The sequence below is a fragment of the Desulfovibrio sp. 1188_IL3213 genome (genome assembly GCF_036763145.1).
GTDB lineage: Bacteria > Desulfobacterota > Desulfovibrionia > Desulfovibrionales > Desulfovibrionaceae > Desulfovibrio.
In genome coordinates, this window is sequence record NZ_JBAIYR010000469.1 from 1 (window position 1) to 1646 (window position 1646).

A 1646-nucleotide genomic window follows, 5' to 3' on the forward strand; every position below is an offset into this window, starting at 1 on the left:
GGGCTTCGTGTCCCTGCATCCACAGATCGCACAGGCCGTCGGTAAAGGTCTGCGCCCTGTGCCGGGCGCGGTGGCGGGCATTGACCTCGGCCAGCCCCGTTGCCCTGATATGAGCCGCAACATCGGGGTGCTCAAGCAGAAACCTGATGCGAAACTCCGCATCTCCCACGTCATCGGGGGCATAGCCCACGAGGTGCTCGCCGTCCACAAAAAGATCGGCCAGGCCGTGTCCCACCCGGGGCGTCACCAGACAGCCCCCACAGCCAAGAGCCTCAAAAACCCTGAAATTCAGGTCCCCGTGCTCGCAGTGATTGAGCAGCACACGCCCCTGGGGAAAAAGCCGGCGATAGTTGCCCCGAGCAACGTGCAGGCCGGGAAGCCGCTCGCCAAGGCGGCGCAGAAAATCCGCACGCCGGGGCATTTCCGGCGAAACTGTGCCTACAAAAAGACAATCCCACACGGGCTGGGCGTCAGGATCGGGCTGGTCCTGCTCATGAGCAAAAGGCGGCGACCACCACACACGCTCCCGCTCAAGAAAAGGGCCGGAAAAGCGCACAAGATGGTCGCGCAACGATACGAGGCAAACATCAAAAGCCTGGGCATAAAAAGGCTGCCAACTGTGAATATGCGAATCAACGCAGTAATGAACCGTCAGGCAGGGAAAATTTTCCACCCCGAGCACAAAGGGCGGGCGGCTTTTATCAGCCACAACCAGCACGTCGGGTACAAAGCCCGCAATGCCTACCAGGTCACGCCAGCCGAACACCTGGTCGGAATCAAAGTTGTGCAGGGCCGCATCCTGCCAGCCGCAGGAGCGCAGTTCCGTGCCAAAAAAAGGGCTGCCCAGCCATAAGATTTTTTGCATGTTCCCCCGGCGATTGTCAAAGAAGCCTTTTGCATGCGGACAGTTGCCAACAGCGCCAAGATACAATAGGTTTGAAACCTAGCCTTGACGCCCTGCGGCGTCAAGATACGAGACTGCACCATGCTTCTGAATGCCCGCCGACTACGCCTTTTCGCGCGCATATTTCTGGCGCTTTTCCTCCTGCTGTCGGCCTTGACGGCAGGGGCCTTTTACCTTTTGCAGCGCAACCCCGAAGCCCTCACCGGGCATTTTATCAAGGAACTGAACGCCCGCACCGGCCTGAATATCACCGTGGAGGCCGTCAACGTTGCGCTGCTGCCTGTTCCCGCGCTGGCCGTCAGCACCATGACCATTACGGGTGAAGACTGGCAGTTCACCACGGCGTACGCCACCCTCAGACCAGATTTCCTCGCCCTTTTGCAGGGCCGCCTGGAACCCCGCAACATCTCCTTGCTGCGCCCCCGCGTCAGCGGCACGGTTTCCGTTCCCCTCAGCCCGGATATGGATATAAAAAACCTTCTGGGCAGCGGCAGCGGACAGGGCGGCCTTTTGCCCGGCCGCTGTCGCCTGACCGTGCAACAAGGGGACGTACGCATTCAGGGTGCGGAAAATTCCAGCCTCGTCATTGAAGACCTGCAATGCGATCTGGAGGCAAAACCCGGCGACAGCATAAGCGGCAACCTTGGCTGGGCATCGGCCGCCCTTGTGCCGCCCGACGGCCATCCGGTACTGCTGGACAGCCTGTATCTTGACGGCAAAGCCAGCCTTGAAGACCTGCTTG

General features: G+C 60.3%; 1 protein-coding gene and 1 pseudogene. One reads left to right on the forward strand and one right to left on the reverse strand.

Going from position 1 to position 1646, the window contains the following annotated elements:
* Positions 1-865: glycosyltransferase (locus V6C16_RS12680; protein WP_333543378.1), on the reverse strand; the 865-nt coding region annotated here is incomplete at its 3' end.
* A gap of 120 nt (positions 866-985) precedes the next feature.
* Here V6C16_RS12680 and V6C16_RS12685 point away from each other — a divergent pair.
* A pseudogene (locus V6C16_RS12685) lies at positions 986-1646 on the forward strand (hypothetical protein); the annotation flags it as partial.